The 24,885-nt window shown below is 61.8% G+C and carries 24 protein-coding genes; 15 read left to right on the plus strand and 9 right to left on the minus strand.

Features of this window, described 5'->3' with window-relative positions:
• Positions 1-4 precede the first annotated feature (4 nt).
• Genes murJ through L6Q21_RS09300 form a run of 3 tightly spaced genes read left to right on the plus strand, consistent with a single transcriptional unit; the run spans position 5 to position 3,483 of the window.
• On the plus strand, positions 5-1,573 hold the full coding sequence (gene murJ / locus L6Q21_RS09290) for a murein biosynthesis integral membrane protein MurJ (protein WP_237830463.1): 1,569 nt from the start codon (positions 5-7) through the stop codon (positions 1,571-1,573).
• Between the two features lie 3 nt (positions 1,574-1,576).
• Complete coding sequence (gene trpS, locus L6Q21_RS09295) at positions 1,577-2,578, plus strand: tryptophan--tRNA ligase (protein WP_237830464.1); 1,002 nt, start codon at positions 1,577-1,579, stop codon at positions 2,576-2,578.
• Positions 2,578-3,483, plus strand: a complete 906-nt coding sequence (locus L6Q21_RS09300) for a P1 family peptidase (protein ID WP_237830465.1) — start codon at positions 2,578-2,580, stop codon at positions 3,481-3,483. The genes trpS and L6Q21_RS09300 overlap by 1 nt, the downstream gene beginning before the upstream one ends.
• On the opposite strand, the gene L6Q21_RS09305 is transcribed toward L6Q21_RS09300, so the two are convergent.
• Complete coding sequence (locus L6Q21_RS09305; RefSeq protein ID WP_237830466.1) at positions 3,480-4,391, minus strand: LysR family transcriptional regulator; 912 nt, start codon at positions 4,389-4,391, stop codon at positions 3,480-3,482. The genes L6Q21_RS09300 and L6Q21_RS09305 overlap by 4 nt on opposite strands.
• 104 nt (positions 4,392-4,495) lie before the next feature.
• Between L6Q21_RS09305 and L6Q21_RS09310 the strand changes: the two genes are divergently transcribed.
• The 10 genes from L6Q21_RS09310 to L6Q21_RS09355 all read left to right on the plus strand — a co-directional run bounded on the left by L6Q21_RS09310 (position 4,496) and on the right by L6Q21_RS09355 (position 14,494).
• On the plus strand, positions 4,496-5,995 hold the full coding sequence (locus L6Q21_RS09310; RefSeq protein ID WP_237830467.1) for a CoA-acylating methylmalonate-semialdehyde dehydrogenase: 1,500 nt from the start codon (positions 4,496-4,498) through the stop codon (positions 5,993-5,995).
• A gap of 3 nt (positions 5,996-5,998) precedes the next feature.
• Positions 5,999-6,454: a DUF7832 domain-containing protein gene (locus L6Q21_RS09315; RefSeq protein ID WP_237830468.1), complete on the plus strand. Its 456-nt coding sequence runs from the start codon at positions 5,999-6,001 to the stop codon at positions 6,452-6,454.
• A gap of 1 nt (position 6,455) precedes the next feature.
• Entirely contained in the window at positions 6,456-7,229 is a 774-nt protein-coding gene (locus tag L6Q21_RS09320; RefSeq protein ID WP_237830469.1) for an enoyl-CoA hydratase, read from the plus strand.
• On the plus strand, positions 7,226-8,107 hold the full coding sequence (gene mmsB, locus L6Q21_RS09325; protein ID WP_237830470.1) for a 3-hydroxyisobutyrate dehydrogenase: 882 nt from the start codon (positions 7,226-7,228) through the stop codon (positions 8,105-8,107). The genes L6Q21_RS09320 and mmsB overlap by 4 nt, the downstream gene beginning before the upstream one ends.
• Before the next feature lie 90 nt (positions 8,108-8,197).
• Positions 8,198-9,259, plus strand: a complete 1,062-nt coding sequence (locus L6Q21_RS09330) for a DegT/DnrJ/EryC1/StrS family aminotransferase (protein ID WP_237830471.1) — start codon at positions 8,198-8,200, stop codon at positions 9,257-9,259.
• Positions 9,260-9,267: 8 nt separating this feature from the next.
• Positions 9,268-10,383, plus strand: a complete 1,116-nt coding sequence (locus tag L6Q21_RS09335; protein ID WP_237830472.1) for a DegT/DnrJ/EryC1/StrS family aminotransferase — start codon at positions 9,268-9,270, stop codon at positions 10,381-10,383.
• Positions 10,380-11,888, plus strand: a complete 1,509-nt coding sequence (locus L6Q21_RS09340) for an oligosaccharide flippase family protein (RefSeq protein WP_237830473.1) — start codon at positions 10,380-10,382, stop codon at positions 11,886-11,888. The genes L6Q21_RS09335 and L6Q21_RS09340 overlap by 4 nt, the downstream gene beginning before the upstream one ends.
• A 5-nt stretch (positions 11,889-11,893) precedes the next feature.
• A complete protein-coding gene (locus L6Q21_RS09345; protein WP_336246238.1) occupies positions 11,894-13,072 on the plus strand; it encodes a glycosyltransferase in 1,179 nt (392 codons plus the stop codon).
• Positions 13,062-13,508 carry a GNAT family N-acetyltransferase gene (locus tag L6Q21_RS09350; protein WP_237830475.1) on the plus strand — a complete coding sequence of 149 codons (447 nt, stop codon included), beginning with the start codon at positions 13,062-13,064 and terminating at the stop codon, positions 13,506-13,508. The genes L6Q21_RS09345 and L6Q21_RS09350 overlap by 11 nt, the downstream gene beginning before the upstream one ends.
• Entirely contained in the window at positions 13,505-14,494 is a 990-nt protein-coding gene (locus tag L6Q21_RS09355; protein WP_237830476.1) for an acyltransferase family protein, read from the plus strand. The genes L6Q21_RS09350 and L6Q21_RS09355 overlap by 4 nt, the downstream gene beginning before the upstream one ends.
• On the opposite strand, the gene L6Q21_RS09360 is transcribed toward L6Q21_RS09355, so the two are convergent.
• The 7 genes from L6Q21_RS09360 to L6Q21_RS09390 are packed head-to-tail and all read right to left on the minus strand — an operon-like array spanning position 14,469 to position 22,195.
• The gene (locus L6Q21_RS09360) at positions 14,469-15,719 is read right to left on the minus strand and encodes a glycosyltransferase family 4 protein (protein WP_255696821.1); all 1,251 of its coding nucleotides are present in this window, start codon (positions 15,717-15,719) and stop codon (positions 14,469-14,471) included. The genes L6Q21_RS09355 and L6Q21_RS09360 overlap by 26 nt on opposite strands.
• On the minus strand, positions 15,704-16,816 hold the full coding sequence (gene wecB, locus L6Q21_RS09365; protein WP_237830478.1) for a non-hydrolyzing UDP-N-acetylglucosamine 2-epimerase: 1,113 nt from the start codon (positions 16,814-16,816) through the stop codon (positions 15,704-15,706). Before wecB ends, L6Q21_RS09360 begins: the two co-directional genes overlap by 16 nt.
• A gap of 15 nt (positions 16,817-16,831) precedes the next feature.
• Positions 16,832-17,938, minus strand: coding sequence for a polysaccharide biosynthesis C-terminal domain-containing protein (locus tag L6Q21_RS09370; RefSeq protein ID WP_237830479.1), 1,107 nt, complete (start codon positions 17,936-17,938; stop codon positions 16,832-16,834).
• A gap of 3 nt (positions 17,939-17,941) precedes the next feature.
• Complete coding sequence (locus tag L6Q21_RS09375) at positions 17,942-18,985, minus strand: polysaccharide biosynthesis protein (protein WP_237830480.1); 1,044 nt, start codon at positions 18,983-18,985, stop codon at positions 17,942-17,944.
• On the minus strand, positions 18,979-20,100 hold the full coding sequence (locus tag L6Q21_RS09380) for a glycosyltransferase (protein WP_237830481.1): 1,122 nt from the start codon (positions 20,098-20,100) through the stop codon (positions 18,979-18,981). The genes L6Q21_RS09375 and L6Q21_RS09380 overlap by 7 nt, the downstream gene beginning before the upstream one ends.
• Positions 20,097-21,308, minus strand: a complete 1,212-nt coding sequence (locus tag L6Q21_RS09385; RefSeq protein ID WP_237830482.1) for an O-antigen ligase family protein — start codon at positions 21,306-21,308, stop codon at positions 20,097-20,099. Before L6Q21_RS09385 ends, L6Q21_RS09380 begins: the two co-directional genes overlap by 4 nt.
• A complete protein-coding gene (locus L6Q21_RS09390; protein WP_237830483.1) occupies positions 21,305-22,195 on the minus strand; it encodes a Wzz/FepE/Etk N-terminal domain-containing protein in 891 nt (296 codons plus the stop codon). Before L6Q21_RS09390 ends, L6Q21_RS09385 begins: the two co-directional genes overlap by 4 nt.
• 350 nt (positions 22,196-22,545) lie before the next feature.
• Here L6Q21_RS09390 and proC point away from each other — a divergent pair, with 350 nt between their 5' ends.
• Complete coding sequence (gene proC, locus L6Q21_RS09395) at positions 22,546-23,436, plus strand: pyrroline-5-carboxylate reductase (RefSeq protein ID WP_237830484.1); 891 nt, start codon at positions 22,546-22,548, stop codon at positions 23,434-23,436.
• Positions 23,437-23,517: 81 nt separating this feature from the next.
• A complete protein-coding gene (locus L6Q21_RS09400) occupies positions 23,518-24,093 on the plus strand; it encodes a hypothetical protein (RefSeq protein ID WP_237830485.1) in 576 nt (191 codons plus the stop codon).
• Here the strand turns inward: L6Q21_RS09400 and L6Q21_RS09405 are convergent.
• The gene (locus L6Q21_RS09405; protein WP_237830486.1) at positions 24,008-24,553 is read right to left on the minus strand and encodes a MarR family winged helix-turn-helix transcriptional regulator; all 546 of its coding nucleotides are present in this window, start codon (positions 24,551-24,553) and stop codon (positions 24,008-24,010) included. The two genes, L6Q21_RS09400 and L6Q21_RS09405, sit on opposite strands and share 86 nt — an antisense overlap.
• Between the last annotated feature and the right edge of the window lie 332 nt (positions 24,554-24,885).

Here is a 24,885-nt window from a genome sequence, read left to right on the forward strand (position 1 = left end):
GCCGATGTCTTTGATCCGCGCCGCCACCACCGTCGGCGGGATGACGCTGCTTTCGCGCATTGTCGGCATGGTGCGCGAAATCCTGATGGCCCGCTATCTGGGTGCCGGCTTTGCCGCCGACGCCTTTCTGGTGGCCTTCCGCCTGCCTAACCTCTTCCGTTCGCTGTTCGCCGAGGGGGCCTTTTCGGCCGCCTTCGTGCCTTTGGTGTCGCAGCAGTTGGGGAAGGAGATGGACGAGGCGGACGGCCGCCTGCGCGCCGTCCGGCTGACGGAGCAGGCGCTGGCCGTGCTGTTCCCGGTGCTGCTGCTGTTCACCATCGTCATCATGCTGGCGGCCTCGCCCATCGTCTGGGCGATGACCGGCGGATTCGAGGACCGCTCGCCGGAGAAGCTGGAACTGACGGTGCAGCTGACGCGGCTGGCCTTCCCCTATCTGATGTTGATTTCGCTGGCCTCGCTGCTGGGGGGGCTGCTGAACGCGCTGGGGCGCTTCTGGGTCTATGCGGCGGCGCCCATCCTCCTCAATCTCACCTTCATCATCGGTTTCCTGCTGTTTCGCGGCACGACTCCCATCGAGACGGCGACGATGCAGGCGGCGGCGATCGCGGTGGCCGGTATCCTGCAGTTCCTCTGGCTCTGCTGGGATTGCTGGCGGATCGGCGTGCTACCGCGCCTGACCTGGCCGCGCCTGACGCCGGAAGTGAAGACGCTGCTGAAACGGATCGGGCCGGCGGCCATCGGCGCGGGAGCAACGCAGATCAATCTGCTGGTTTCCACCATGATCGCGGCGCGCAACCTGCCCGAAGGCTCGGTTTCCTACCTTTATTACGCCGACCGGCTGAACCAGCTGGCGCTCGGCATGATCGGGGTGGGCATGGGCGTTGCGCTTTTGCCCACCATGGGGCGGCTGCTGGGCGCAGGAAACAACGAGGCGGCCATTCACCAGCAGAATCGCGGCATCGAGTTCGTGCTGCTGTTCGGGCTGCCGGCGTCGGTCGCGCTCATCGTTTCGGCCGACCCGATCGTCGCGGCGCTGTTCCAGCATGGCGAGTTCACCCGTGCCGACCGCATCGCCTGCGCGGCGGCGCTGAAGGCTTTCTCCACCGGGCTTGTCGCCTATATGCTTGTGAAGGTGCTCACCCCGGGTTTCCACGCCCGTGGCGACACGCGAACGCCGATGCTGATCGCGCTGGGAGCGATCGCCCTCAACCTGACCGGCAATCTGTTGCTTTCGCGCATGCTGGACCATGTGGGGATCGCCGTCGCCACTTCGATTTCGGCCTGGGTGAATGTGGCGGTGCTGGCCTTGGTGCTGATCCGCCGGGCGGACTGGCACCCGGACGGTGGGCTGACGAAAAGCGTGCCGCGCATGCTGGCCGCCGCCCTGCTGATGGCGGGCATGCTGCTGGCGTTGAACCCGATCGTGCTGCCGCTGGCCGAAGGCTCGCTGGCGGGACGGGCGATGGGCATGCTGCTGCTGGTCGGCGGCGGCGGGCTGGTCTATGCGGGCATCGGCCTGCTGATCGGCGCCTGGAGCCCGCGGCAGCTACTCAATTCGTTTCGCAGAGGATAGAAAATGCTGATCGTTTCCGGCATCCAGCCGACGGGCAATCTCCACCTGGGCAATTATCTGGGGGCGATCCGCAACTGGGCGCTGATGCAGGATGCGCTGAAGCCCGGCGACCGGGCCTTCTTCTTCATCGCCGACATGCACGCGATCACCCTGAAGCAGGAGCCGGCGGAGTTGAAGCGCGCCACCCGGCAGATCGCCGCCGCGCTGATGTCGGCTGGTGTCGATCCTTCGAAGGCGACGCTCTTCAACCAGTCCCGGGTGATGGAACATGCCGAACTGGCCTGGGTGCTGGGCTGCACGGCGCGGATCGGCTGGCTGAACCGGATGACGCAGTTCAAGGAAAAGTCCGGCAAGGACAGGGAAGGGGCGTCCGTCGGCCTTTACACCTATCCGGTGCTGCAGGCCGCCGATGTGCTGCTCTACAAGGCCACGCATGTGCCGGTGGGCGAGGATCAGAAGCAGCATCTGGAGCTGGCGCGCGACACCGCCGCCAAGTTCAACAACGACTTCGAGGTGGAACTTTTCCCCCTGCCGGAGCCGATCATGCCGCCCGAGGCGCTGCGAGTAAAATCGCTGCGCGACGGCTCGGCGAAGATGTCGAAATCCGACCCGTCCGACCAGAGCCGGATCAACCTGGTCGACAGCGAGGAGGAGATTCGCAACAAGGTGAAGCGGGCGAAGACCGACCCGGAGCCGCTTCCCGCTGATGTGAAGGGGCTGGAAGGGCGGCTGGAAGCGCGCAACCTGGTGGAAATCTACGCCACCCTGTCCGGCCGTTCGATGGCGGAGGTGCTTGCAGACTTCGGCGGGCAGGGGTTTGGCGCCTTCAAGCCGGCTCTGGCTGATCTGCTGGTGGAAAAGCTGGCGCCGCTGAACGAGCGCTACCGCGAGCTTCTGGCCAATCCGGACGCCATCGACCGGGCGCTGGAAGAAGGGGCGGAGGCCGCCCGTGCCGTCGCGCGTGAAACGATGCGCGAAGTGCGGGACGCGGTCGGCTTCCTCTGATGCTGCCCGGCCTGAAGATCGGGCAGGCGCATTGCCCGGTTTCGCGCACGGGCGTCACCCTGCTGTTGCCGGATTCGCCGGTGGTGATGGCCTGCGATGTGCGCGGCGGCGGCCCCGGCACCCGCGAGACGGACGCGCTGGAGCCATCGACTCTGGTCGAGCGTGTCCACGCGCTGGCGCTTTCGGGCGGCAGCGTCTTCGGGCTGGAAGCGGCCTCCGAACTGGCGTTGCTGATGGCGCGCGACGGCTGCGGCCTGCCGGTGGCCGAGGGCGTGTTCGTGCCGGTCATTCCTTCCGCCATCCTGTTCGATCTGGCCAATGGCGGAGACAAGAGCTGGACAAGGGCAGGGGGCGGGGAGGCCCCTTATCGCCGGCTGGCGCATGCGGCCTATGAAAGCCGGGGGGCCGCTTTGGCGGAAGGTGGGGTGGGCGCGGGTTTCGGCGCGCGCGCCGGAAGCCGGGCTGGCGGGATCGGCATTGCCAGCGCCGCGCTCGATGGCGGCGGCCGGGTGGCGGCGCTGGTCGCCGTCAACTGCTTCGGCGAGGTGGAGGCGGGTGAGCCGCCTCTTTCCGGGCCGGTGCCGATGCCCAAACTGCCGGTCGCCCATACTCTGGATTCCGGCGCTTTGAATGGGGGCAACACCTGCATCGGTGCCATCGCCACCGATGTACCGTTGACGCGAGCGGCGGCGAAGCGGCTGGCGATGATGGCGCATGACGGGCTGGCGCGCACCATCCGCCCCATCCACACGCCCTTCGATGGCGACGCGCTGTTCGCCATGAGCCTGTCCGCGGAAACCCCGGCCCGGGGGGAGCCTCTGCTGCTGGCGGAACTGGGCACCCGCGCCGCCGATTGCGTGGCGAACGCCGTGCGACGCGCGGTGGCCCTTTCGAACCCGGCCTAAAGGGCGTTTTGCGGCATCAGCGTCGCCTGATTCCGGCGCACGCAGTCGAGCAGCCATTCCTTCCAGCCCTCGATTCGGGCGAGGCTGTAATTGTCCTTGTGCATCACCAGCCAGAAGCTGCGGACGATGAACTGGCCGGGCAGCGCCGGCACCAGCGATGGGTCGGCGTCGCCGATGAAGCAGGGAAGCACGCCCACCCCGGCGCCTGAGGCGATCAGCGCGTGCTGGGCGTTGATGCTGGAGGAGCGCAGACTGGGATGCAATTCCGGCTCGGGGCAGATTTCGTTCAGATAGCGCAGTTCCGGCGCGTAAAGCAGATCGGGCACATAGCCGACGAGATCATGGCCATGGGCAAGGTCCGCCGGCTGCTGCGGCGCGCCGCGCTCGGCCAGATAGGCCGGGGTGGCGTAGAGGCGCAGCGCATAGTCCGAAAGCTTGCGGGCGATCAGCGGCCCGGCCTTCGGGCGGGAGAGGACGACCGCCACATCCGCTTCCCGCTTGGACGGGCTGAGGAAGCCGGAACTGGCGACGAGATCGACGGTGAGATTCGGGTGGGCGTGGGCGAATTCCTTCAGGTGGCGGGCGAGAAACCAGCTTCCGAACCCCTCCGAGACGCTGACCCTCAGCGTGCCGGAGAGGCCGCCGCTGGCGCGCCCGCTTTCGGAGATGTCGGCGGCGGCACGGGCCATGGATTCCACCTTCGCCAGCAGCCGTTCGCCGGCTTCGGTCAGCAACTGGCCTTCGCGCGTCTGTTCGAACAGCGTCGCCTCCAGCCGCGCTTCCAGCCGGCGCAGGCGCCGGCTGACGGTGGTGGCGTCGATCCCCAGCGCGATCGCCGCCCGGGCGATCTTCCCCGCACGGGCGACGGCGAGGAATATCTGATAATCGTTCCAGTCTTCGGGCTGCATATGTGCAGCCTATACATGCAATTTCACAGATTGCCTGCGCCTTTGTGCTGCCGCAAAACCCAAGGCGGAGTGTTATGAGCCGGGAACCGGTGAGGGAGTTTAAGATGAGGAATGTGGCGCATCTGATCGCGGGTGGCGCGGCCTTGCCGGCGCCGGCGCGCTTCGGCGAGATATTCGACCCCAATGCCGGCCAGGTGCAGGCGAAGGTCGGGCTGGGCGGCTCGGCCGAACTGGAAGCCGCGGTTGCCGCCGCCAAGGCGGCGCAGCCGGCCTGGGCCGCCACCAACCCGCAACGCCGGGCGCGGGTGATGTTCGCCTTCAAGGCGCTCGTCGAAAAGCATATGGACGAACTGGCGCATCTGCTCTCGTCCGAGCATGGCAAGGTGATCGCCGACGCGAAGGGGGACATCCAGCGCGGGCTGGAAGTGATCGAATTCGCCTGCGGCGTTCCGCATCTGTTGAAGGGTGAATATACGCAGGGTGCGGGCCCGGGAATCGATGTCTATTCGACGCGGGTGCCGGTCGGGATCGGCGCCGGGATCACGCCGTTCAACTTCCCGGCGATGATCCCGATGTGGATGTTCGGGGTGGCGGTCGCCTGCGGCAACGCCTTCATCCTGAAACCGTCCGAGCGCGATCCGTCCGTGCCGGTCCGGCTGGCGGAACTGCTGCTGGAGGCGGGCGCGCCCGAAGGCATCCTGCAAGTGGTGCATGGCGACAAGGAAATGGTGGACGCCATCCTCGACCATCCCGACATTTCCGCCGTCAGCTTCGTCGGTTCGTCTGACATCGCCCATTATGTCTATTCGCGCGGCGTGGCGGCCGGCAAGCGGGTGCAGGCGATGGGCGGCGCCAAGAACCATGGCGTGGTGATGCCGGACGCCGACCTCGACCAGGTGGTGAAGGAACTGGCGGGGGCCGCCTTCGGTTCCGCCGGCGAGCGTTGCATGGCATTGCCAGTGGTAGTGCCGGTTGGGGAGAAGACCGCGAACGCGTTGAGGGAAAAGTTGCTTCCGGCGATCGCCGGGCTTCGGATCGGCGTGTCGACCGACCCGGATGCCGATTACGGCCCGGTGGTGAACGCCGCGCACAAGGCGCGGGTGGAAGGCTGGATTCAGACCGGGGTGGACGAAGGCGCCGAACTGGTGGTGGACGGCCGGGGTTTCGAGCTTCAGGGGCATGAAAAGGGCTTCTTCATTGGCCCGACCCTGTTCGACCATGTGAAGCCGGCGATGAAAAGCTATCAGGAGGAGATCTTCGGCCCGGTGCTGCAGATCGTGCGCGCGGAGAGCTTCGAGGAGGCGGTGGCGCTTCCGACCAGCCATCAATATGGCAATGGCGTGGCGCTGTTCACCCGCAACGGCCATGCGGCGCGCGAGTTCGCAGCGCGGGTGAATGTGGGGATGGTGGGAATCAACGTGCCAATCCCAGTGCCTGTCGCCTATCACAGCTTCGGCGGCTGGAAGCGGTCTGCCTTCGGAGACCATAATCAGCATGGCGCCGAAGGCGTTCGTTTCTGGACCAAGGTGAAGACCATTACCCAAAGATGGCCGGACGGCAGCGCGGACGGCGGGAATGCCTTCGTCATCCCGACCATGGGCTGACGGATGCAGTATGACGACGCCTCCTGGCATTACGGCGGGGATTTCCCCGCCGGCCTGCCGCAGGCGGCTGCCGCGACGCATATCGCGATGTTCATGGGCTGGATGCTGTTGAACGGCCAGGGCTCGGGAAACCATGGACAGGCTGTGGAGGCGCTGCGACGGCGGGAGATTACGCCGGGCGCTTGGTTCCTGATGAACTGCGACGAGAAATTGACGGACGAGGATCTGTCGGACGACGGCAATCGTTTCGCCGAAAGCTATTATCTTCACGACGAGGGCCGATTCGAGGCAGGCGAGGCTTCCTACCTTGTCGATTATATGGGCCTGTTTCCAGGCGCGGCGGAAGCCTATGCAGTGCCGGACGACTGGAGCAGCTACGATCGGCTGGCGCCGATCCTGGCGCATCGCTTCGCGCTCTGGCGTGGACTGCAACTGGGCATGGAAAAAGGCAGGGGTTGATATGGCGTACGAGACTTTGCTGGTGGAACAGAAGGGCGCCGTCACGCTGGTGACGCTCAATCGCCCGCAGGCGCTGAACGCGCTCAACAACCAGGTGCTGACGGATCTGCTGGCGACCTTCGCGGCGTTCGACACTGATCCGGGCCAGCGCTGCGCCGTGCTGACGGGCAGCGAAAAGGCCTTCGCCGCCGGCGCCGACATCAAGGAGATGCAGCCGCAGGGCATGGGCGACATGTTCGGTGATAATTATTTCACCGGCTATGAACTGCTGACCCGCACGCGTAAGCCGATCATCGCCGCCGTTTCCGGCTATGCCTTGGGCGGCGGCTGTGAACTGGCGATGATGTGCGACATCCTGATCGCCGCCGACACGGCGAAATTCGGCCAGCCGGAGATCAAGCTGGGCGTGACGCCGGGCATGGGCGGCTCGCAGCGCATGGCGCGCGCCATCGGCAAGGCGAAGACGATGGAGATGTGCCTGACCGGCCGGCTGATGGACGCGGCCGAAGCGGAGCGTTCGGGGTTGGTGGCGCGCGTGGTTCCCGCCGCCGATCTGCTGGCGGAAGCGCTGAAGCTGGCGGACAGCATCGCCGCCATGCCGCCTCTTGCCGCTCTGGCGGTGAAAGAACAGGTGAATATCGCCTTCGAAACCACGCTTTCGCAAGGAATTCTATTCGAGCGCCGGCTGTTCCACGGGCTGTTCGGAACGGCGGATCAGAAGGAAGGCATGGCTGCCTTCGTCGAGAAGCGGCCCGGAAAGTGGGTGGGAAAATGACGACAGTCGCCTTCATCGGTCTCGGCAACATGGGCGGCGGCATGGCCGCCAATCTTGCCGCAAAGGGCTTTGCGGTTCGCGCTTTCGACCTTTCGGCGGATGCCCTGGACAAGGCCGTGAAGGCGGGCTGCATCGCGGCTGCGAGCGCGGCCGAAGCCGTGGCTGGCGCGGATGTGGTGGTGACCATGCTGCCGGCCGGCACGCATGTGGCCGGGGTTTATCGCGATTCCGCATTCGGAGCCTTGCCGAAGGGCACGCTTCTGATCGACTGCTCGACGATCGATGTGGCGACGGCCAAGGCGCTGGGCGCCGAAGCGGAAGTTGCCGGGCTGCTGGCGGTGGATGCCCCGGTCTCCGGTGGGATAGCGGCCGCAAATGCGGGAACGCTGACCTTCATGGTGGGCGGCACGGACGAAGGGTTCGCGCGTGCGAAACCGGTTCTAGAGGCCATGGGGAAGGCCGTGATCCACGCCGGCGCGAGCGGGGCGGGGCAGACGGCCAAGATCTGCAACAACATGCTGCTTGGCGCCTCCATGGTGGCAACGGCGGAAGCGTTCGTTCTGGCGCAGAAACTGGGGCTGGATCCGCAGCGTTTCTATGATATCGCCTCGGTTTCGTCCGGCCAGAACTGGGCGATGACGAGTTACTGCCCGCTGCCCAGCGTGGGGCCGGACAGTCCGGCCGATCGCGATTATCGGGGGGGGTTTGCGGTTGCGCTGATGCTGAAGGATCTGCGGCTTGCAGCGGAAGCAGCCGAAGGCGCAGATGCGCAGACACCTATGGGGGCGAAAGCGCTGGAGCTTTATGAAGCCTTTGCCGCGCAGGGGCAGGGCGAGATGGACTTTTCGGCGATCATCCGGTCGCTCGGTCCGCGCTGACGGCCTTGGTTGGAACTGATCTCGCGCTTGTTGCGAAAGGAAAGCTATACTAGATCGGAATCCATGCATATTCCTCTCGTCAAGGTCGGCATGGCCGACTCTGCTCTTTTGATGCCGGCGCTACAGGCAACATTGGCGAGCGGGCAGATCGGCGAAGGTGAGCAGGTGCGCGAATTCGAACTCGCCTTTGCCGCGGCCTTCGGGCTTCCGCACGCCCTGGCCATGAGCAGCGGCACGGCCGCCTTGCATGCGAGCCTGCACCTCGCCGGAGTCGGGCCGGGGGATGAAGTGATTTCCACGGCGATGACGGCGGAGCCGACCAACATCGCCATCCTGCACGCTGGCGGACGGCCGGTTTTTGCCGATGTCGATCCGGCGAACGGCAATCTAGATCCCGCTTCGGTGGAGGCGTCGATTACGCCGCGCACGCGGGCCATCCTGCTGGTGCATTATGCGGGATACCCCGTGGCGATGGAAGCGATGCTAGAAGTGGCGCGGCGGTACGGCCTGCCTCTTATCGAGGATTGCGCGCATGCGCTGGGCGCGCATTATCGCGGCGCGCCGGTGGGAACAATGGGAGATTTTGCCATCTTCTCCTTCCAGGCCATCAAGCATCTCACCACCGGAGACGGTGGGGTGCTTGTCTGCCGGGATGAAGCAAGGCTGGCCGAGGCGCGGCGATTCCGCTGGTTCGGGCTGGAGCGCGGCGTAGATCGGACGCATACGAACATCGGCGCGGTCGGCTACAAATATAATATGAACAACATCAACGCCACCATCGGCCTCGTGCAGTTGCAGAGCGTGCGCGAGCGGTTGCAGCGGCATATCGCGAACGGCCGGTGGTTCGACCGCGAACTTGCCGGGATCGGCGGCCTCGGCCCCGCAGCCTGTGACAGCGGCGCCGAACCCAGCTACTGGCTCTATACCTTGCTGGCTGACGACTGGGCCGATGTCGTTTCTCGCCTGGCGGAGCTAAAGGTCCAGGCTTCCAAGCTGCACCGGCGCAACGATGCCCATGAAGTGTTCGCGTCATCGCGCCGGCCGCTGCCGGGGCTTGACCGCTTCTACGATAGGCTGGTGCATCTGCCGTGCGGTTGGTGGGTTGACGATGAGACGCGTGAACGTGTCGCGGACAGTTTGCGGAAGGGCTAGGAATGCGCATGTACAGCCTGTTCGGTGTTTACCATGACGAGGCGCTCGAACGCGTGGCCGTCGAAGTGCTGCGCTCAGGGCAGATTGCATCCGGCCCCTATGTCGAGCGCTTCCGCGCGGCCTTTGCGGAAATGGTCGGCAATCCTCACACCGTGACGGTGAACGACATGTCGAACGCCATGGTGATCGCCATGCGGCTGGCGGGCGTGACGAGAGACTGCGAAGTCATCACTTCGCCTTTCTCCTGCCTGTCTACGAACGCGCCGCTCGGTCTTTCCGGCGCGACGATCCGTTGGGCGGATATCGACCCGGAGACCGGCTCCCTCAGCGTCGACAGCGTGGAGCGCCTTATCAATGCCAGGACTCGGGCAGTGGTGCTCTATCATGTGGCGGGCTACCCCGGGCCGGCCTGCGAGCTTGCGCATCTGTGCCGCGAGCGCGGGATCGTGCTGATTGAGGATTGCGACAATGCGCTGGGGGCAACCCTAGACGGCACGCAGCTCGGCCAGTTCGGCGATTACGCCGTCTATTCCTTCTATCCGAACCGGCAGATCAATGCCATCGATGGCGGCGCCCTTTCTGTGCGGACGGAGGACGAATTCGACCGGGCCATGCGTCTGCGCAAATATGGGATCGATCCGCTGCGCTTCCGCGATCGGCTGGGCGAGATCGACCCAGAAATCGACGTGCCGGAACTTGGTTGGGCGGCGCTGCTCAGCAATCTTTCCTCGGCGATCGGCTGGGTGCAGATGGAGGGCGTGCCCGGTCGGCTGGCGGCGACGCGTGCCAATGCAGAGCGGCTGCGCGGGCATCTGCGCGGCGTGCCGGGACTGAAGCTGGTGGAGCCGATCGCCGGGGGCGATCCGGCCTGGTGGGCGGTGCTGGCCCGTTCCGAAAATAGCGAAGCGCTGCTTCGGCAGTTGAAGGCGAGCGGCGTGAACGCCTCGCGGCTACATTACCGCAATGACGGCTACAGCGGCTTCCGGGCTATCGCTTCCGAGGTGCCGGGCGTGGACAGGTTCATGGCCGAGGTCGTGGCCCTGCCGTGTGGCTGGTGGCTGGCGCCGGAGCAAATCGACAGGATCGCCGACATCGTAAAAGCCGCGATTCCCGTTCCGGCGTGAACGCGCCCGGCACGGAAGCCAAGGACGGTTTCGCCAGAAAAAGCTTTGCCGATCTCGCGGCCCTGTTTGCTGGCCGGGTGGGCGGGCTTTTGCTAAACCTGCTGTTCCTGCCGCTTTACGACCATCTGCTCGGGCCTGCCGCTTTCGGCGCGGTCGCCATGGTACTGGCGTTCCAATCCTTCTTTCTGGTGTTTGATTTCGGGCTGGCTATCCTGCTTGGAACGGACGTTGCCGCCGCCGGGCAGGACAGGATCACCCGCAGCCGCTGCGCGGCCCAATGGCGGTGCATGCTGGCGCTCGCACTGGGGGCGGGGCTGGCGGCGGCCGTGCTGCTTTTCATGGCGGGGCAGTTTTTCGCATTAGATGGCTTCCGCCCGGCCGATCTGTCCACCACCGCCCTACTGATAGCCGGAGCGATCGCTGCCAACGCCGGGCAGGCCGCGCTGATTGCCGACCATGCCGCCCGCGCCGCGAGCTCGCTCCAGTTCGCGGGCGCCTTGCTGCGCGGCCTGTTCGCATGGCTGGTCCTGCAATTTGTTGCGCCGGGCATCAGCGGCTTCCTGCTTTCGCAACTACTGGTTCTGGCCATGCACCTGCTGCTGCTGGACCGGCTTCTGCTTCGCCGACTGGGGCCGGCGGCATCGGGGTTCTGGCGCCCGGCCGAAATCCATCGCCTGTGGGAGCGGGCCAGGCCGCTGATCGCTTATAGCCTGGCAGGCGCGATGGCGATGCAGATAGACAAGCCGCTCGTCGCCGCTTTCTTCTCGCTGGAAATCGCCGGGCGCTGGTTCCTGGCCGTCACCTATGCCCTTACCCCTATCGCGCTGCTGGCCGGGCCGCTGCATCAATTCTTCTACCCGCGCCTGGTGCAGGCGGCGCATGACCCTGAAGCGGCTCTGGGGCTCGGCCGGCTGTTCCAGGCGGCCACGGTCCTGGCGGTTACCGCGCCTGGCCTGGTGCTGGCGACTGAGGCGCCGCTGCTGATTCGCCTGTGGTTGCCGCATGCGGAGGATTCCCGAACGATCGCGGCCATGGCCATGCCCATTGTGGCCGCCACAACGGTTGGGGCAATGGGCTATCTGCCGACCGCCTGGCTAGTCGGAACGGGGGACCGCGCATGGATCGCGCGCTTGTCCTGGCTGCTTCTGCTTCTGCTGCTGACAGGGCTTCTGCTGGCAGGCGCTGAAGGGAGCATGCCGAGCTTCGTCGCAGCCTATTGCGCTTTCCACCTGCTCGGCTGCGGGCTCCTGTGGCGAAGGATGCTTCGCAACTGGCCTGCGGCGCGCAGCCGTTCACTGCTTTTCGATTGCTGGCTGCTGCCGGCCATCCTTCTTTCCGCTGCGCTCGGGCTGATCCTCTGGGCGCTGCAAGCCATGAACCTGCCGGATCCCGCTCGACTGTTCGTCCTGGCCGCTGCGGGAGGAGGGTTGACGCTGCCGGTTGCCTGGCGCTTGTGGCTTCGTTACGGCAATGGCCTGCGGATGGCTCCCCTCAAGACTGATTGACGACAGTGCCCCAGCTTTCCATTCTGATACCCACGGCCGATCGGCAGGATTATGCCGTCTCCTCGGTAGCTGCCGTGGCGATCGCCTGCCCCGATGCGGAAATCGTGGTGAGCGACACGAGCGCCGAGGAGGGGCTGGAGGCCCGATTGATGGTCGGGCCGGGCGCCCGGCAATTGCGCTATCTGCGGCCGGGGGCCGGCATCGACGTCGTGTCCAATTTCAACCGGGCCGCCGAAGCCTCCACGGGCCGCTGGCTGATGTTCATTGGAGATGACGATGGTGTCGGCCCCGGAATCCGCTCGGTGGTGGATTGGGCGGAGCGGCGGCAGGTGGATGCAGTGGTTTCCTATGGGCCGCGATTTCATGCCATCTATTATTGGCCGGGCGTGACGTCGCGCTATTTCGGCGATGGATATGCCGCACGGCTGATCGTCAACCGTTGCAGCGGCAAGGCGCGGATGCTGGACGCCAGGGCTGCCATGCTGGCAGCGCTAAGGGATTTAGGTTCGGGCCTGGGCTGGATGCCGAGGGCCTATCATGGCCTTGTTTCGCGTGACGTGGTCGACCGCATCGTCGAAAAACATGGTGCGCTGTTCGGGGGCGTAAGCCCCGACATCTACAGCGCCACCATGATTTCCGAAATGGCGCGCAAGCCGGCGGTGGTGGAATGGCCCTTCGTCCTGCCCGGCGCTTCGCCGAAAAGCACGGCAGGACTGGGGGCAGCGCAGACCGACCGCTCCAGCTTGTGGAACAATCCGCATATTGCCCCTTTCCGCAATCTGACATGGGATCCGCTGATCCCCGAATTCTACAGCCCCACCGTGGTCTGGGCCTATAGCTTCAAGAAAGCGGTGGACGCCACGGGCGATCCGTCGCTGGTTCCGAATCTGGCCCGGCTTTATGCCCGCTCTTTGCTGCACAACCGGGCCTATGCCGGCGCGACCTTGAACGCGATGGAAGTCTGGGGCGAGAAGATCGGCTGGCTGCCGGCGCGGGCGCAGGTGCTTGGGGAACTGATGGGCGAGGGCCTGCGTTTCACGGGCAAGGCCATGCGCCGCCTGGCCCGGCCGACGGCGCAAGGCGCGGCGTTGCAGGTGGTGCCCGGATTGCCGAATGTGGAGCAGGCGTATCGGGCGCTGGAAAATATCTGCCGGGATATCGGGAGCCTCAGCCTTGACGACTGACGCCGCTGCCGGCCTTGAGGTTCGCGACTTCGTCGCCGCCGATCATCCGCAGGTGGTCGCGCTTCTCGCTGCCAATCTGTCGCCCTTCGAGCCGGGCACGGAGGAACTGCCCGTCATAGTTTCCGCTTTTCTAGAACAGGCGCATGTCGAAGCGGTGGTGGCGGTGTCGAGCGGTAGGATTGCAGGTTGCGCCTTCCTGTTCATCAACGAGACGGTCCGAGGGGGGAGGATCGGCCAGATCGAGGATGTCGCAGTAGATATGAATTGCCGGGGCACGGGGGTGGGCCGCGCGATGATCGCGCAACTGGTCGATCGCGCGAAAGCCCGTGGCTGCTATAAAATCATTCTTGCATGTAGCAGCAATAATGTCGCCTTCTATCAGAAGGCCGGCTTCACGGCCGATGGAACATCCATGTCCATTCTTATCCGTTCATGACTTTTCGTCCCAACATAGCCCAGTTGGATGGGCTTCGAGCCATCGCCATCCTGGCAGTGATGGTTTTCCATCTCGATATTTTTCCTATCGGCTGGATGGGCGTGCCGCTTTTTTTCGTTCTGTCGGGATATTTGATCACAGATATTCTCATATATCAGAAAGGAAGGGATATAGGATCTTATCTGAAGCGCTTCTATTGGCGAAGAACCATAAGAATATTCCCGCTTTATTATGCCTATCTCGCGGTCAATGCTATTTTATCGCTGGCGGTGGGTCTTTCCCTTTCCGGATATGTCTGGTTTCTGCTTTATCTGGGAAACTACCGGATCGGTGCGCTGGCCCCAGAAGTGCCGGGTGGAATCATTGGCCATCTCTGGTCTCTGGCGATCGAGGAGCAATTCTATCTGATCTGGCCGTTTTTGCTTTTCTATGTGCGGCGGGTCTGGGTGGTGGCGCTGGTTGCGCTCATTGCCGCGCCGCTCATTCGAGAATGGATCCTGCAAGCGACGGGCAATCCCTATATGGCGATCCTCACCCTGCCGTCGTGTATGGATATGCTGGCCGCCGGTGCACTGGTTGCCGTGGTGAAATCGGCCAAGGCGCATGTGGCGATGGCGCTTGCCGGCGCGGTCATCATCTTCTGGTGCTTCGCCACCGTTCCGTTCGCCGACTTCGCGCTCACCAGCAACTGGGTTCCCGAGGCGCATATCATCTATACCGGGCTCGGGCTTTTTTTCGCGCCTGTGGTTGCGAATGCCGTCCGGCTGCCCTGGCTCGACAGTGCGCCGCTGGTCTGGGTCGGGCAGATCAGCTACGGCCTCTATATGTGGCATCTGCTCGCTTTCGTCGTCGCGAAGCGGATCGTGGGAGCGGAATGGACAGGAGCGATCGCGGGCTTCATCCTTTCGTTCGTGATCGCGGCGTTGTCCTGGTATCTATTCGAAAAGCCTTTGCTGAAGCTCAAGGATCGCGGGCCGGGAGCTTGAGCGCGGAGCGTTGCTGCCGGGCTTCAACCATCCATGTCTCCAACTGCTCTAGCAGCTTGCCGAGATCATAATGGGCGCGGGCGAAAGCCTGGCCCGATGCGCCCATCGCCTGCAATTCCGAAGAGGGAAGTACTGCCATTCTGAGCGCCGCCGAGGCCAGGGCGCCGGAATCGCCGGCAGGCACCGCGAAGCCGGCGCCTGCGGCGTTCACCACTTCCGCGCCCTCGCCATCCAGCATGGCGAGGATGGGTTTTCCGGCCGCCAGATAGGTCTGCACCTTGCCGGGCACCGTCAGGCCGTAGATTGGTTCCGGCTTCAGCGACACCAGGAGTGCGTCGGCGTTGGCAAAGAAGTCCGGCATGGCGCTGGGCGGATGGCGCCCGGCGAAATCGAACATATGCGCAAGATCACGCGCTTCCACATCGGCGTGCGTGCGCGCAAGATCGCGGCCATCCCCCACGATGCGAAAGCGGATGCCGCTGTCGCGCAACTGTTCGGCGGCGGCGACAATGGCGGGAAAATCCTGTGCTTCCCCGATGTTTCCGGCGAACAGTATGGTGAACGGATCCGCCGCCGGGCGGTCGGCAAGGGGGAGCGGGCGCAGATAGACGGCCTCGACCCAATTGGGGAAATGGCGGAACCTGGCTTCCTTGCCATAACGCGCCACATTCTGGCGAAAGCCCTGCGATTGCCCGAGCAGCAGGTCGCAGCGCGCATAAATGGCCCGCACCAGAAGCCCGGCCAGCCCTTTCCCGACCCGCCCGCGCACGACGCCAAGACTTGTAAGCGATTCCGGCCAGCAGTCGAGGATCCACATCAGCATGGGCGCGCGCTTCAGCGCGGCAATGAGGCTGGCGGGAATGCCCACGGTAACGGGAGACGTCTGGAAGACGAATATGGCGTCGAACTTGCGTCCACGCAGACGCCATGGCCCCAGAAACGATGCGGAAATGGCAAAGCTCAGATAATTCGCTATCAGGTGCAGCTTGGAATTACCCCGGGTGAGTTGAGGCGCGCGGATCACTTCGATTCCATCAAAACTGGCAAAGGCCGCAGGAGCCTCGGCATAGGCAGGAAAAACCTCACCCTCCGGATAGTTCGGAATCGAAGTCAGAACCGTTACATCATGCCCTCTGGCTCTCAAGGCATGAGCCAGTTCGTTTATGCGAAAATCTTCCGGCCAGAAATATTGGCTGACGATCAGCAGTTTCACTGTTCCAGCCAAACCTTCCTTCGAACATAATCCGTATAGGACAGAATGATCCGCACCATTTTTTCCGAGACGTTCGGCATCGAATAATCCGCCACCTGGCGCAGCGTTCGCTCATTGCCGCGCTTTTGGCTTTCCAGCACCGAAAGCCCTTGCAGCACGCGCTCCAGAGACAGGCCGACCATCATCACCGCGGCCTCCTCCATCGCTTCCGGTCGTTCATGCGCTTCCCGGATATTTAGCGCCGGGAAATTCAGGATCGAGGATTCCTCGCTGATGGTGCCGGAATCGGACAAGGTCGCGCGGGCTTCCGATTGAAGCCGGACATAATCGGTGAAGCCGAGCGGCTTCAGGAGCTGTACTGCCGGATTGAGGCTGTGCCCGCTCCGCTCCAGGCGCGCGCGCGTCCGGGGGTGGGTGGAGAGGATGACGGGTAAGCCAAAGCGTTCCGCAATCGCGTTGAGCATGGCAACCAACTGCGAGAACATCCGGTCGCTTTCGATATTTTCTTCCCGATGGGCGCTGACGAGGAAGAATCGATCCGGTTCCAGCCCAAGTCTTTGCAGCACGTCTGACTCCGCGATGCGCTCGCCATGATAGGAAAGCACTTCGAACATCGGGCTTCCGGTCTTTATGATCCGGTCCGGCGGAAGCCCCTCGCGCAGCAGATACTCGCGGGCTATGTCCGAATAGGTGAGATTGATATCAGCCAGATGGTCGACGATACGGCGGTTCGTCTCTTCCGGCACGCGCTGGTCGAAACAGCGGTTGCCGGCCTCCATGTGGAAGATCGGAACCCGGCAGCGCTTGGCTGGCAGCGCGGCCAGGCAACTGTTGGTGTCACCGAGCACCAGAAGCCCGTCGGGTCTTACTTCCTCGAGCAGCCTGTCGGTGGCGATGATGATCTGGCCGATGGTTTCCGCGGCGTTGCGGCCGGCCGCGTTCAGGAAATGGTCCGGCCGTCTAAGACCCATGTCCTCGAAGAATATCTCGTTCAATTCATAATCGTAATTCTGCCCGGTATGGACAATGATATGCTCGAAATGGCGGTCCAGCGCCGCCATCACGCGGGACAGGCGGATTATTTCCGGCCGGGTGCCGATAACGGTCATGATACGCATGGGCGTTCAGGGCTCCACCAAGGCTGAGATTGTGTCGGGATTCTGCCGGTCGAAGATTTCATTGGCCCAGACGAGGACGATCAGTTCTTCGTCCGAGAGATTGACGACATCATGCGCCCAGCCTGGAATCGTGTCTACGACGATCGGCGCTTCGGCGGAAGCTTCGATATCGACCCGTTCGCCGGTGACAAGGTGACGGAAGCGGAACATGGCATGGCCACGCACCACCGTGAACTTCTCTGATTTGCTGTGATGATAATGGCCGCCTCGGCGCACTCCCGGCACCTGGGTGAAATAGCTGGTCTGTCCGCCATTCTCGCTTTTCACCATTTCCACGAATCGCCCGCGTTCGTCTCCGCGAACGACCAGCGGGTAGCTGAAGCGATCCTGTGGCAGATACGAGAGATAAGTGGCATAAAGCGCGCGAGTCAGGCCGTCGCCGGTCTGGCCGACCATCAGAGCTTCCCGCCCGCTTGCGATTCGAGTGATCCTGTCGGCGATTTCGCCCACGCTGGTAAGATATTCGGGTGTGGCTTTCGGCCAACTCAGCCCCGGCTTCGGTCTCTCGAGCGCGGCGATCACCGCCTGCACGGCATCGTCTATATAGAGGAGGGTCAGGGGAGCGGACGGGGCGTTGACAGGCAAAGCCTCCCCGCGTGCGGCACAATGGCAAAAGGTGGCGACGGCCGAGTTATAATAGGGGAGCGCCCATTTCCCAAAAATATTCGGAAAGCGGAAAATCGCTACGTTGCCGATATCCGCAATGGAAACGAACTGTTCTTCGGCTCCCGCTTTGCTGCACCCATAGGGATTGTCTTTGGTCGCTTGCGTGGAGGATGCGAACACCAATGTGCGGCGAGGCCTGTCAGCCATTCGAATGGCCTCGGCAAGCTGCGCCGCCAGGCGCAGATTATCGGCTTCGAAGCCCGATTCGTCGGCAGGCCGGTTGGCGCCCGCCAGATGCACCACCGCATCCGCGCGCATGACCAGGGCCGGCAGTTCCTCCGCCCTGTTCTGGCGGGTGAAGGGAAGGACCGCATGGCCGCGTTCGGCCAGGGCCAGCGACAGGTTGCGCCCGAAGAAGCCGTTGGCGCCAGTCAGAAGAACCTGCAAGGATCAAGCCTCCGGCTCAAGCGCCTCGCCGGCGATCTGGGCACGAATGAAGGGAAGATTCAATAATATTTCCTTCGTGCCTTCTATGTCCAGCCGGGCGGTATTGTGCGAATTATAATCGAGAGATTCGTTAATTCGCTGTTCGCCTTCAGCAAAATATTTTCCATAGTTCAGATCGCGCTGATCGGGCATGATCCGATAATAATCGCCCATATCTTCAGCTTGCACCATTTCTTCCCGGGTCAGCAATGTCTCGTAGAGTTTTTCGCCATGCCTGGTTCCGATGATCCTGATGGGGTGATCCGGGACATTGAGCAACTGGCGCAGCGCATCCGCTACATCCGCGATGGTGGATGCCGGTGCCTTCTGCACGAACATCTCCCCATTATTGCCGTGGGTGAAGGCATAAAGCACCAATTCCACGGCATCGTCGAGTGACATCATGAATCGGGTCATCTCCGGGTCGGTGATGGTGATCGGTTGCCCCGAGCGAATCTGGTTCACGAACAGCGGGATGACGGAGCCGCGGGAAGCCATGACGTTGCCGTAACGGGTGCCGCACAGGACCGTGCGCTGCGGATCGGCCTGGCGAGCCGTCGCCACCATCACCTTCTCCATCAGCGCCTTCGACATGCCCATGGCGTTTATCGGATAGACCGCCTTGTCGGTGGAAAGGCAGATGACCCGGCTGACTCCATTGCGCAGGGCGGCTTCCAGGAAATTGGACGTGCCGAGGATATTGGTGCGAACCGCTTCCAGCGGATAAAATTCGCAACTGGGCACCTGTTTCAGCGCGGCTGCATGGAAGATGAAATCGACCCCGGACGTGGCCGCCACGACGCTGCCCGGATCGCGGGCATCGCCGATGATGAACTTGATCTTGTCGTTGCGGTAGCGGGTTCGCATATCGTCCTGCTTCTTCTCGTCTCTGGAGAAGATGCGGATCTCACGAATATCCGTGTCGAGAAAACGGCGCAGGACCGCGTTGCCGAATGAGCCCGTCCCGCCAGAAATCAGCAAAATCTTATCTGCAAAGGAATTCAACATGGTGGAGGTGCAATCTCATCTATTTTCGCTAGAATGCTCGTCAGTTCAGACCAGTTCCGTGCGTAAGGTTGCGGAGTGGGGCTGGCGGTGCTTTTGCCGAGAGAGCGGGTGCGCGTCCAGATGTCATGAAGAAGGGTCGCGAGCGCTGCGGAATCTTCCGGCGGGAAAAAGCTCACGCCATCATAATCACCGATGGTTTCATGCGCATAGGGGAGGTCGGCAGCAACGATGCCGATGCCATGGGCCTTGCCTTCGCTCAACGGAAGGCCCCAGCTTTCGACGAGTGAAGGAAAAACAAGCAGATGATGACTTTTGTAGGCGGCGTTGAGCGCAGGCCGGTCGAGAAGGCCGGCAAAGAAAATCTGCGGATAATCGGCAACGCTGGCGGCAAGATTCCGGGAGTAGGCATTTTCGCCCGGAGAAATGGTGATAGTTGCTTGCAAATCTACCCCCATTTGGACAAGAAGCTTTACTGCCTCGCAAAGGGTTATGATATTCTTGTTCGCATATGGACCGCATGGGTAAAGCAGACGTAAGCATTTTTCCTGAAAAGCGAGGCCACGAAATCTGGAATTTGGCTGATTTTCAGATATGGGTTTAGAAACAATGGATTTATGAATTCCATATTTCCTTGAAAAGCATAAGCGGGACCATTGTTGCTGTATAATTATCCAGTTGTTTTTTCCGATAAAGAACCTGTAAACAAGATCATATATCATTCTTTGCAAGGCAATCTTCGGCTGCTTTCTGGCTGTCCTCCATGGCATTGGCGCCAAAGGCAGATTCTGATGGCAATATATGATCTTCTGATCCGCGCGCAGCCTTGCGGAAGATCCTTGAAGAGAGAGGAGCATGTCAATTTTCTGCCCTCTCTCCCTGGATTTTAGTTCGAACAGCTCAAACCATAGCCGCCCCAGCCAGTTGGAGTAGCGGAATCGTATGATTTCAGTTTCAACGTGATTCAGCTTGGGTAGCCCGTCTCTAGAGTGGACATAGGCTTTTATGTGCCATTCGCCTCCCATATCCCGGTCCAGGGCTTGCAGGCAGTCGATAAGTATCTGCCGCCCGCCTCGGCTGGATAGGTTTACGGCGTTAACGATCAAGCGCTTTTTCATGTAGCTGCGTAGCGCCTATAACGGCTGCTATTGAATATATATATGAATATCATGAAGAAAAATTCCGGTGTGAAATAATGACCTTCTCTTATTAATTTCAATATAAAATAAATAAGAATAGAATTATTTATTATTTGATATTCTTGATTCCATGATTTATGAAAACTTATAATAAAAATTATGAATAAGCAAAATCCAAAAAATCCCTGTTCTGAAACTATTCTTATGAATAGGGAATTTGCGTCAAATTTATTTTGATCTATATATTCTTCCAGCGATCCTAGGCCCTTCAGTTGGCCTATATATCGTTCGTGATTGATAGGATGGCTGCCAAGCCCGCTGCCGAATATCGGGTTTTCCTGGAGGCTTTTCCAAGCGACCCATAAGTTCGACAGTAGGGCATAGGTGGACAGATTCACATTGCTGAAATCCGTAGTCGAAGCGACGCGACTGGTGTCGTCAATTCGCATCCGGATTTCGGAACTGGAGGCATAGGCTCCGATTAGCAGGAGGGTGGCGAAAAACGCCATGGCTATCCGAGTATACCAGTTGCGGCCGACAGCAAAAGCCAATGTCAGCCCCAGCCCGATATAAGCGGTAAGTGAAAAGGTGAGCACAATGGCTGTGAAAAACAGAAGAAAGCGGCCAAGATTGCTTTTCGCTTTGATGATTGCATAACTGGTGGCCGGCATCATGGCGATACTATAGTGCGCCGGTTCTGCAAATATGCTTTTGAGTCGCCAGAAGCCTTCCGTTACTCCACTGTAAAGCAGAATGGGAAAGCCTAGAAGCGCTACCACTGCGGCTAATCGCACATAGGCCAGGAAAAGATCGCTTGGGGCTATTTGCGCGTTGGAAAAAAACAGGATGAAAAAAAATGCAAAGAATGAAATTCCAATAATCTGTGGAATCGTTCTCGTGAGAAGTATAGAGGAATCCTGTATAAGAACGATTAGAAAACAGAGAATCATATAGGACAATATTACAAGAATAGGAAATATGATTATCTTTGGATTTTGAAAAATAAATATGAATGAAAAAAATGAAATTCCGACAAATATATAGGACAGCCGTAGATCGACTCCGGCAGTCACTTTCAGTCCGCCTGTAAAAAGCGATGCAAGCGTCAGAGCCACGATTAGCTGCCTCATGGTCGGGACAAAGAGCAGGGTATCTTGAAAAGATGGAGGGGAGACTGGTTCAGTCAATTCCCGCTGCCCTTGAACAACCGCTTGCGCTCCCGAAGCAAAGCCGTTGCAATGGCGAGCGCGATGCCGATCACCAAGGCGGCGAGGATCACTATAAAGGGGTTTGGGCTTGTGGGTCTGCCGCCGGATACTGGCGGGCCGAACGGCTCGGCAGCATAAGGCAGCCCAGTGCTTGCCAGCATGCGCTTCTTTTCCTGTGCGGCCAAGGTCTCGACCAGCACTTCGCGATAGGGGGCCACCGTCACGGTTTGCAGCTTTTCGTTGAGATAAGCGATGGACGTGTCCGCACGTTCGATCGCCTTCTGGCGCAAGAGACCGTCGACGACTTCATGCAGCCGGGCCAATATGTCCCTTCCCAATGCGGGGTCAGCCGTTTCCAACTGGATTGCCGTCAATCGTTGGTCCCGCGCTTTTTCGATTTCGATGTGATTTTCCAGCCAGCCTTGCAGGCGTGCCGCGTCCGGCGGAAGATAGCCGGTATCATATCCGATAAGCCTTTTCATGCCGCCGGCAAGCAGGGGCAACATGCCGTCCGGTGCGCGCCATTGCTTGCTGCCGTCGTCCCATTCGGCCTGAAAGATGCGCTTCAGCAGCTCCGGGTCGGCTTTCAGCAGGCGGTTCGCCGTTTCCCGAGTTTTGAGGCCTTCCAGAAATGTCTCAAACTGGACCTGTCCATCGGAACTAGGCATGCCGATGCCTGCCAGGCTGGCGAGCCCGCCTATCTCCGAGGAGCCGAGAGACGCGGATGAGGTGGTCGTCACCAGAAGCTTCGATGTGTATTTGGGCGGCGCGCTTCTGAGGAAGATCAGCGCAAGCAGCAGGCTTGCAAGCAAGACCAGCGCCATTGCGAGCCACTGCCGGCCGAGCGCCAGAAACACCTCCTGCACCGGGACCGAAGGCGGATAGTCATTGCGGGCAGGCTGTTGGGGCATCTTGTCCTGAAAGCGGCTGGATCAGAATGAAAGTCCGTTATAGATTGCGCGGCACGGTGGCAATCCGGAGCGGTTGGACGGCATGGGCCCATGCCCGCAGAGGCTGTCCCGAGCTTTCGGCAGCAGGGCGCCGCCGGGAAATATGGCAGTGGCTTCTATCGGAGTGGCTTGCATAGACGCCCAGCCTGCGCGCCTGGGCGAAAACAAAAGGGTGATCATGCACGGGCTGGCGGTGACTCTTTGTGACAGTCTTCAGGACGGCTCGTCTTGCTGTTGCAACGGGCTGCCCCTAGGACATTTGCATCATGTTCAACTTCGTCCTCATTCCGGATCACTGGCGACTGCGCCGCATATGGCTTGTGGGCTGTGGCGCGATGGGTGGGGCGTTGCTGGGGCGTTGGCTGGACTCGGGCCTGCCGGTCGAAGCGGTGACCGTCGTTGATCCGGCGCCGACGGGGCTTCCCAAAGGTTTCACCGGCGCAGTTGTCCCGGATGCGATCAGCGCCTGCGGGCCGGCTGCCGACCCGACGCTGATGGTCCTTGGAATCAAGCCCCAGCTCCTGCCGCAACTGGCGCCGGGGCTGGGACGGTTGCTGCGTCCGCCGCCGTTGATTGTTTCGATGCTGGCCGGCGTGCGCACGAATACGCTTGGGGCTTTTTTCCCAGGCGCGCCGGTCATTCGCATCGTGCCCAACACCCCCGCCCGGATAGGGCGGGGCGTCACGGCGCTATATGCAAATGGCGCCGCGGACGAAGACGTCAAAGCCACGGAATGGCTGATGGAAGCCGCAGGCACGACCCTTTGGCTGGAAGACGAGTCGAAATTCGATGCCGTGACGGCGGTTTCCGGATCCGGCCCGGCCTTCCTGTTCCGCTTCATCGAGGCGCTGGCGGGTGCCGCTGAATCTGCCGGGCTGGAACCGGAACTGGCGCAGAAACTGGCACTTGAAACGGTGGCCGGTGCGGCGGAACTGGCGCAGCAATCGGATGTGTCTCCGGCGGTTCTGCGCCAACAGGTGACCAGCCCCAACGGCACGACGCAGGCCGGGCTGGACATGCTGGATGGGGATGGCCTGCTGTCCAGCTTGCTGCGCTCCACTGTGCGGGCGGCCGCCGAACGCTCACGGGCTCTGGCGACACAGGCCGATGGGTTGGCAGATTCGGCGAGCAAACGCGACATCGCAAAGGCCAGTTGAATGGTTTCGAGCCGTGCCCAGGTTCTGGAGGCTTGGCTGTCGACGATTGGCCAAGTAGGCTGGCGGCAGGCGACAGCGCAAATGGTGGCAGAAGCTTGCGGCCTTTCCAATGCCGGCTTGCAGGCGGTTCTGGGGGATCGGTTCGATGCTCTGGCCGCCTTTCAGGACAAGGTGGCGGATGAGGCAGCCCTTGCCGCGGTTTCTGCTGGCTCGGTTCAGGAGCGGCTGTTTGACGGCATAATGCAGGGCTTCGATCATTTGCAGGCCCATCGTGCCGCCGTGCTGGCGATCCGTTCCAGCCGCGATCCGGGCATCGCACTGCTGGTGGTGTGCAGGGCTGGTTTGCAGATAAGGCGGCTGGCGCGGGCGTCGGGCATGGATTTGGCCGGCGCGCGCGGGCCGCTTAAGCTGGCGGCGTTGACGGCGCTCATCTGGCAGGCGTTTGCAGCCTGGCGGGCGGACGATAGTCCCGACATGGCCGCCACCATGGCGTCTCTCGATCAACTCCTCGAGCGGGCGGAACGGGCGGAAACGGAGGGGCTTTCGCCGGACCTGATCGGCTTGCCCGGCCTTACGGCGCTTTTCGCTCGCCTGCGCCCGTGTGGCGGGCAAAGCGGTCCAGTTCTTCCACCATCGCCCGGTCAGCAGGCGGAATGAGACCGGACAACACGGACCAGAAACCGCCTACGGCTTGCTGCCCGGCGGCGGCATAGGCACCAGCCATGCGTTCGCGCAGGGCATCGAACAGCTCTGCTTCCAGGTTACGGCCGTTTTCGGTGAGTTGGAGAAGCCGCTGCCGGCGATCGAGCGTGCCGACTTTCTGTTCGACCAGCCCTAGTCGCACCAAGTCCGCAAGCACGCGCGACAGGGATTGCTTGGTGATCGCCAGCAAGCGGATCAGGTCGGAAACGGCGAGCCCAGGCTGGCGGGCGATGAAGTAGAGCGCCCTATGATGGGCTCGGCCGAGTTTGCGGGTGTCCAGTATATTGTCCGCTCCCCGGATCATATTGGAATAGCCGAAATAGAGAAGCTCGATGCCTCGTCGGATTTCAGGCTCGCGCAAAAACAGGGCAGAAGCGTGCGAAACGGTTTGAGGTGGCGAAGATGCGTCAGACATTCTGACCGATTTTGCCTGAACGCACCGCTAGCCGCAAGTCTGAAGACCCTCGGCTATCTGTGGCACCGCTTCCCCTGGGGGCGACCTGACGGCTTGCCGATCAGGCGCAAGCTTCGCCCGCAGGGGAATTTCGAGTCATGTTTGTGAAATGTCGCGCAACAGTTTGTCCGCTTTTTTGCCCCATTTCGGTGCCAAACGATGTTGCATTACGGCGAATTGGTCGTTAACCACGGCGAACCTGTCGCATAATATGTCGAAAATGCTTCCTGCGGAATTGCTTGAATGTCTGTCTGGAGGCTATTGTTAAGGCCGCTTGGCATTTCGCCCATGTG

Source organism: Sandaracinobacteroides sayramensis, assembly GCF_022014495.1.
Taxonomy (GTDB): Bacteria; Pseudomonadota; Alphaproteobacteria; order Sphingomonadales; family Sphingomonadaceae; genus Sandaracinobacteroides; species Sandaracinobacteroides sayramense.

What these genes read in the sequence shown, in the direction of transcription:
- trpS (WP_237830464.1), top strand. Translation starts at nt 1,577, where the DNA reads ATGCTGATCGTTTCCGGCATCCAGCCGACGGGCAATCTCCACCTGGGC.
- L6Q21_RS09380 (WP_237830481.1), bottom strand. Translation starts at nt 20,100, where the DNA reads ATGAAAAAGCGCTTGATCGTTAACGCCGTAAACCTATCCAGCCGAGGC.
- proC (WP_237830484.1), top strand. Translation starts at nt 22,546, where the DNA reads ATGTTCAACTTCGTCCTCATTCCGGATCACTGGCGACTGCGCCGCATA.
- L6Q21_RS09305 (WP_237830466.1), bottom strand. Translation starts at nt 4,391, where the DNA reads ATGCAGCCCGAAGACTGGAACGATTATCAGATATTCCTCGCCGTCGCC.
- L6Q21_RS09375 (WP_237830480.1), bottom strand. Translation starts at nt 18,985, where the DNA reads ATGTTGAATTCCTTTGCAGATAAGATTTTGCTGATTTCTGGCGGGACG.
- L6Q21_RS09330 (WP_237830471.1), top strand. Translation starts at nt 8,198, where the DNA reads ATGGCCGACTCTGCTCTTTTGATGCCGGCGCTACAGGCAACATTGGCG.
- murJ (WP_237830463.1), top strand. Translation starts at nt 5, where the DNA reads ATGTCTTTGATCCGCGCCGCCACCACCGTCGGCGGGATGACGCTGCTT.
- L6Q21_RS09310 (WP_237830467.1), top strand. Translation starts at nt 4,496, where the DNA reads ATGAGGAATGTGGCGCATCTGATCGCGGGTGGCGCGGCCTTGCCGGCG.
- L6Q21_RS09300 (WP_237830465.1), top strand. Translation starts at nt 2,578, where the DNA reads ATGCTGCCCGGCCTGAAGATCGGGCAGGCGCATTGCCCGGTTTCGCGC.
- wecB (WP_237830478.1), bottom strand. Translation starts at nt 16,816, where the DNA reads ATGACCGTTATCGGCACCCGGCCGGAAATAATCCGCCTGTCCCGCGTG.
- mmsB (WP_237830470.1), top strand. Translation starts at nt 7,226, where the DNA reads ATGACGACAGTCGCCTTCATCGGTCTCGGCAACATGGGCGGCGGCATG.
- L6Q21_RS09335 (WP_237830472.1), top strand. Translation starts at nt 9,268, where the DNA reads ATGTACAGCCTGTTCGGTGTTTACCATGACGAGGCGCTCGAACGCGTG.
- L6Q21_RS09320 (WP_237830469.1), top strand. Translation starts at nt 6,456, where the DNA reads ATGGCGTACGAGACTTTGCTGGTGGAACAGAAGGGCGCCGTCACGCTG.
- L6Q21_RS09355 (WP_237830476.1), top strand. Translation starts at nt 13,505, where the DNA reads ATGACTTTTCGTCCCAACATAGCCCAGTTGGATGGGCTTCGAGCCATC.
- L6Q21_RS09400 (WP_237830485.1), top strand. Translation starts at nt 23,518, where the DNA reads ATGGTGGCAGAAGCTTGCGGCCTTTCCAATGCCGGCTTGCAGGCGGTT.
- L6Q21_RS09315 (WP_237830468.1), top strand. Translation starts at nt 5,999, where the DNA reads ATGCAGTATGACGACGCCTCCTGGCATTACGGCGGGGATTTCCCCGCC.
- L6Q21_RS09405 (WP_237830486.1), bottom strand. Translation starts at nt 24,553, where the DNA reads ATGTCTGACGCATCTTCGCCACCTCAAACCGTTTCGCACGCTTCTGCC.